General features: G+C 36.1%; 5 protein-coding genes and 2 pseudogenes. 1 reads left to right on the top strand and 6 read right to left on the bottom strand.

Features of this window, described 5'->3' with window-relative positions:
- From AACY61_RS09225 to AACY61_RS09205, 5 genes and pseudogenes are all read right to left on the bottom strand, one after another.
- Nucleotides 1-379: pseudogene (locus tag AACY61_RS09225) on the bottom strand (Fe-S cluster assembly protein SufD); the annotation flags it as partial.
- A 61-nt stretch (nucleotides 380-440) separates the two neighbouring features.
- Nucleotides 441-1,196: a Fe-S cluster assembly ATPase SufC gene (sufC, locus tag AACY61_RS09220; RefSeq protein ID WP_339611284.1), complete on the bottom strand. Its 756-nt coding sequence runs from the start codon at nucleotides 1,194-1,196 to the stop codon at nucleotides 441-443.
- A 6-nt stretch (nucleotides 1,197-1,202) separates the two neighbouring features.
- Nucleotides 1,203-1,568: a hypothetical protein gene (locus AACY61_RS09215; protein WP_339611283.1), complete on the bottom strand. Its 366-nt coding sequence runs from the start codon at nucleotides 1,566-1,568 to the stop codon at nucleotides 1,203-1,205.
- 29 nt (nucleotides 1,569-1,597) lie between these two features.
- On the bottom strand, nucleotides 1,598-3,046 hold the full coding sequence (sufB, locus tag AACY61_RS09210) for a Fe-S cluster assembly protein SufB (protein WP_339611282.1): 1,449 nt from the start codon (nucleotides 3,044-3,046) through the stop codon (nucleotides 1,598-1,600).
- A 15-nt stretch (nucleotides 3,047-3,061) separates the two neighbouring features.
- On the bottom strand, nucleotides 3,062-3,391 hold the full coding sequence (locus AACY61_RS09205) for an iron-sulfur cluster assembly accessory protein (protein ID WP_339611280.1): 330 nt from the start codon (nucleotides 3,389-3,391) through the stop codon (nucleotides 3,062-3,064).
- Between the two features lie 321 nt (nucleotides 3,392-3,712).
- Between AACY61_RS09205 and AACY61_RS09200 the strand changes: the two genes are divergently transcribed.
- On the top strand, nucleotides 3,713-4,129 hold the full coding sequence (locus tag AACY61_RS09200) for a hypothetical protein (RefSeq protein ID WP_339611279.1): 417 nt from the start codon (nucleotides 3,713-3,715) through the stop codon (nucleotides 4,127-4,129).
- A 42-nt stretch (nucleotides 4,130-4,171) separates the two neighbouring features.
- Here AACY61_RS09200 and AACY61_RS09195 read toward each other — a convergent pair.
- Nucleotides 4,172-4,540: pseudogene (locus AACY61_RS09195) on the bottom strand (cytochrome-c peroxidase); the annotation flags it as partial.

Here is a 4,540-nt window from a genome sequence, read left to right as displayed (position 1 = left end):
CAATCACTGCTTTATATTTTGGTTTGCTCAAGGCAGAAGACATCAAACATACATCTACTTTATCGTGTGTTGTTTCAGACAAAAATGAGTTGTAAACACCATCAATAAAAACAATTTTGTAGGTGTCTATTTCATGCAGAAAATATTTTTTCACCTCTTTGAATTCAACTGAATTTTCTTTTTTTGGGAAAATGCAATAGTCATCCTTTAAAACGGAATTGAGAGAGGTGTATTTCCAAGCCTCTTCTTTTTTTGTAGGGAAACCTGTTTCCTCAAAGGTTTTGATAGCTTTGTTTCTGATCTCATGGATATGAGAATCTGCATCGATATAATCTTCGAATGCAAAAAATGAGGAAACTAATTTATCTTTTAAACTCATATTAAGTTTTGTTAATATTTAAAAGTTTTTGTTCAGGTTTGATTCCTTAAACTAAAAACACTTAAACGGTTTTGGCTTCTTCTTTGATCCAGTCATAACCGCGTTCTTCCAGCTCATAAGCGAGTTCTTTTGACCCGGTTTTTACTATTTTACCGTCGACAAGTACGTGGACAAAGTCTGGAATAATATAGTCCAATAGGCGTTGGTAGTGAGTGATTACCAAAACAGCATTATTGTCGCTTTTCAACTTGTTTACACCGTTAGCAACAATGCGTAAGGCATCAATATCGAGGCCTGAATCTGTTTCGTCAAGAATGGCCAATTTGGGTTCGAGCATAGCCATTTGAAATATTTCATTTCTTTTTTTCTCACCACCCGAAAAGCCTTCGTTGAGTGAACGCGAAAGAAATTTTCGGTCCATTTCAAATAATGCAGCTTTTTCTTTTATTTTTTTAAGCATTTCATTGGCAGGCATATCATCAAGCCCTTGTGCTTTTCGGCCCTCGTTGATAGCTGTTTTTATAAAATTGGTAACAGATACACCGGGGATTTCCACCGGGTACTGAAATGACAAAAAGATGCCTTTGTGTGCGCGCTCCTCGGGAGCGAGATCAGCGATGTCTTCAGCTTCAAAGAACATGCTTCCGTCTGTAACTTCAAACTCTTCCTTTCCGGCTATGACAGAGGCGAGTGTGCTTTTTCCGGAACCGTTTGGACCCATTATAGCGTGCACTTCACCTGAATTAATTTCAAGGTTAATTCCTTTTAAAATTTCGGTATCTTCAACACCTGCGTGTAAGTTATTGATTTTTAACATCTTTTTCTATTCAAGTTTTACATCTGGCTTTGAAGGTGTTTTACTTACAGTAATAATTTCTGTAATGGTAACTACATCTTCCCAGCCTTCTTCATTATCATTTTTTTTACTCACTATACCTTTAATAACCACAGGAACCATATCAAACTCATCCGCTTTAATTGGCTCTACTTGTTTTGCAAGCTCTTTGGCCTTGTCGTCAATTTTTACTCCATAAATAAAGTCGCTTCCTTTTAAAACGGCCGCATCATCAAGATAAATAAAGTCTGCTGAAATTTCTTTGATATTATCTCCTGATTCGGCAGATTTATCGTTGTTTTTACAAGCTGTAAAGACAACGAGAGCAGTTAATAGAACAAAAATCTTTTTCATTGGTTAAGTATAATTTGATTGTTTTATGTTTATCCTACTGAGCCTTCAAGGCTTATTTCTAATAGCTTTTGAGCTTCTACTGCAAACTCCATTGGGAGTTTGTTTAGTACTTCTTTACTAAATCCGTTTACAATTAGAGCAATTGCTTTTTCTGTATCTATACCGCGTTGGTTGCAATAAAATATTTGATCTTCACCAATTTTTGAGGTAGTGGCCTCATGTTCTATTTTTGCGGTTTTATTTTTTGTTTCTATGTATGGAAATGTATGTGCACCACATTTATTTCCCATCAATAAAGAGTCACATTGAGAAAAGTTGCGTGCGTTTTCTGCGCGTGGGCTTATTTGAACCAATCCGCGATAGGAGTTTTGTGATTGCCCTGCTGAAATACCTTTAGAAATGATGGTGCTTCGGGTGTTTTTACCAAGGTGAATCATTTTTGTTCCGGTGTCTGCTTGCTGAAAGTTGTTGGTAACAGCAATGGAATAAAATTCTCCAATGGAGTTGTCACCTTTCAGTACGCAACTTGGATATTTCCACGTAACGGCACTACCTGTTTCAACTTGGGTCCAGGATATTTTAGCATTTTTCTCACAAAGTCCTCTTTTGGTAACAAAGTTGTAAACGCCACCTTTTCCTTCTTTATTTCCGGGGTACCAGTTTTGAACGGTTGAATATTTGATTTCAGCATTGTCCAGAGCGATGAGTTCAACCACGGCAGCGTGCAATTGGTTTTCATCACGTGATGGTGCTGTACAGCCTTCGAGGTAACTCACATAGCTTCCTTCATCGGCGATAACCAGGGTTCTTTCAAATTGACCTGTTCCGGCCTGGTTGATTCTAAAATATGTTGATAATTCCATCGGGCATTTAACACCTTTTGGAATGTAACAAAATGAACCATCGCTAAAAACGGCAGAGTTTAATGCGGCATAAAAGTTGTCTTTTTGTGGAACAACTGTGCCGAGATATTTTTTTACCAATTCAGGATGTTCCTTAATGGCTTCTGAGATTGAACAAAAAATGATGCCTTTTTCAGCCAGTGTTTTCTTAAAAGTTGTTGCCACAGAAACAGAATCCATTACGATATCAACTGCCACTCCAGCCAATTTTTTTTGTTCATCAATTGAGATGCCAAGTCTTTTAAAGGTGTCGAGTAGTTCAGGGTCTACTTCGTCAAGGCTGTCATATTTGGGTTTTGAGTTGGGTGCCGAGTAATAGGAAATCGCCTGAAAATCGGGTTTTTGATAATGCACATTGGCCCACTCGGGTTCAATCATTTCTTTCCAGTATCTAAAAGATTCTAGACGCCATTCTGTCATCCATGCGGGTTCTTCTTTCTTTATGGATATGGCTTTTACAACTTCTTCATTTAGACCCACAGGAAAAGTATCAGATTGAATATCTGTGTAGAAACCATATTTGTATTCTTTGGTTTCCAGCTCTTTTTGTAAGTCGTCTTCGGTATATTTACTCATATCTTTTATATTTTGTTATAACGAAAAACTTTCTCCACAACCACAGGTTCTGTTAGCGTTTGGGTTATTGAAAACAAAGCCTTTCCCGTTCAAACCACCACTGTACTCCAGAGTAGTGCCCACCAGATAAAGAAAGCTTTTCTTGTTAACTACAATTTTAACGGCATTGTCTTCAAACAGTTTGTCGTCTTCAAGTGTATTGTTGTCAAAATTTAATTCATAAGACAAACCGGAGCAGCCTCCACTTTTTACGCCTACTCTCACAAAGTCTGTTTCTACACGATAACCTTCTTCAGCCATCAGCTGAGCGAGTTTTGTTTTTGCAGTATCACTAACTTTAATCATCTTAAGTAGATTTGTTCTAAATAATGGCACAAATATACAATTTTTCTAGTGTCTTTTGGTGTTAGATTTATTATAAAATTAGATGGTGAAAACTTTGTTTTTAAGTAATAACAACAATTAAATAATCCAAGCCATTTAATTTTCACATTTTAATTTTTACGATATTTATGGTGTTTTAAAATACTATGGAGAAACCTCTAATACCGTTAAAACAATAAATACTGTTAATTTACCAAATGGACTTTATTTCTTGAATTATTATAATGGTTTGGAGATTATACAAATGCAATTACTTATTCAACATTAAGTTTTTTTAGATTTATGAAACACATACAATTAATTTTTTTATTTATTTTATGCACTTCTTGTTCAAAAAACGATGATAATAGTGACACACAAAATAAGTTATATGGTACTTGGAAACATACAGAGAGTTATATTAGTGAAGGTGGGCCTGGGTTTTGGGTTCCAGTAGATAATGGATTTACTTATACTTTTTCAAATTCAAATGAATTAGTTACAACAGGTGAAATTACTTGTGTAGGTGAATTAGTGTTTCACTTAAACCAAGATTTGATTGACTTCTATCCAAATTGTACAGACTTTAACTTATATCTTATCCCCAGTATGACCTATAAAATAGCATTTGGTGGCAATAATGTTATAAGTCTTGTGCCCGAACCCTTGTATTGCGATGAAGGTTGCGGGTACAAGTTATTAAGGGTGCAACCTGATTGATTATTTTAATATGTAATTTGTTTATAAAGAATTAAATAAGTATTAATTAGGGTTCTGAAAATCAGGATTGTTAATAAACCCGGGATCTGAAAGTGATAGTAGAAAAGCTTTGAGGTCTGCTTTATCCTCTTCAGAAAGTTGGACACCTCCTTGGGCTACTGCTTTCATAAGGGGGTCGATGGTTTCAGAAAACACCAGTCCTTCACTGTAGTGGTTGATTACTTCATCCAGGGTTTCAAATCGGCCGTCGTGCATGTAGGGTGCTGTAAAAGCAAGGTTTCTGAGTGAAGGAGCTTTAAATTTTCCATTGTCGCGTGGATCGCCTGTTACATTTCCCAGTCCCAAATCTGTAAAAGATTCATCCAGCCCATTGTTGTGAAATGTATTGTCTGTCCAAAGGGGGTTAAAAGA

Origin of the sequence: uncultured Planktosalinus sp. (assembly GCF_963973675.1) — a bacterium.
Taxonomy (GTDB): domain Bacteria; phylum Bacteroidota; class Bacteroidia; order Flavobacteriales; family Flavobacteriaceae; genus Planktosalinus.
Note: the sequence above shows the minus strand (reverse complement) of the source record. Positions and strands in the feature narration are given on the sequence as shown.

What these genes read in the sequence shown, in the direction of transcription:
- sufC (WP_339611284.1), bottom strand. Translation starts at nt 1,196, where the DNA reads ATGTTAAAAATCAATAACTTACACGCAGGTGTTGAAGATACCGAAATT.
- AACY61_RS09215 (WP_339611283.1), bottom strand. Translation starts at nt 1,568, where the DNA reads ATGAAAAAGATTTTTGTTCTATTAACTGCTCTCGTTGTCTTTACAGCT.
- sufB (WP_339611282.1), bottom strand. Translation starts at nt 3,046, where the DNA reads ATGAGTAAATATACCGAAGACGACTTACAAAAAGAGCTGGAAACCAAA.
- AACY61_RS09205 (WP_339611280.1), bottom strand. Translation starts at nt 3,391, where the DNA reads ATGATTAAAGTTAGTGATACTGCAAAAACAAAACTCGCTCAGCTGATG.
- AACY61_RS09200 (WP_339611279.1), top strand. Translation starts at nt 3,713, where the DNA reads ATGAAACACATACAATTAATTTTTTTATTTATTTTATGCACTTCTTGT.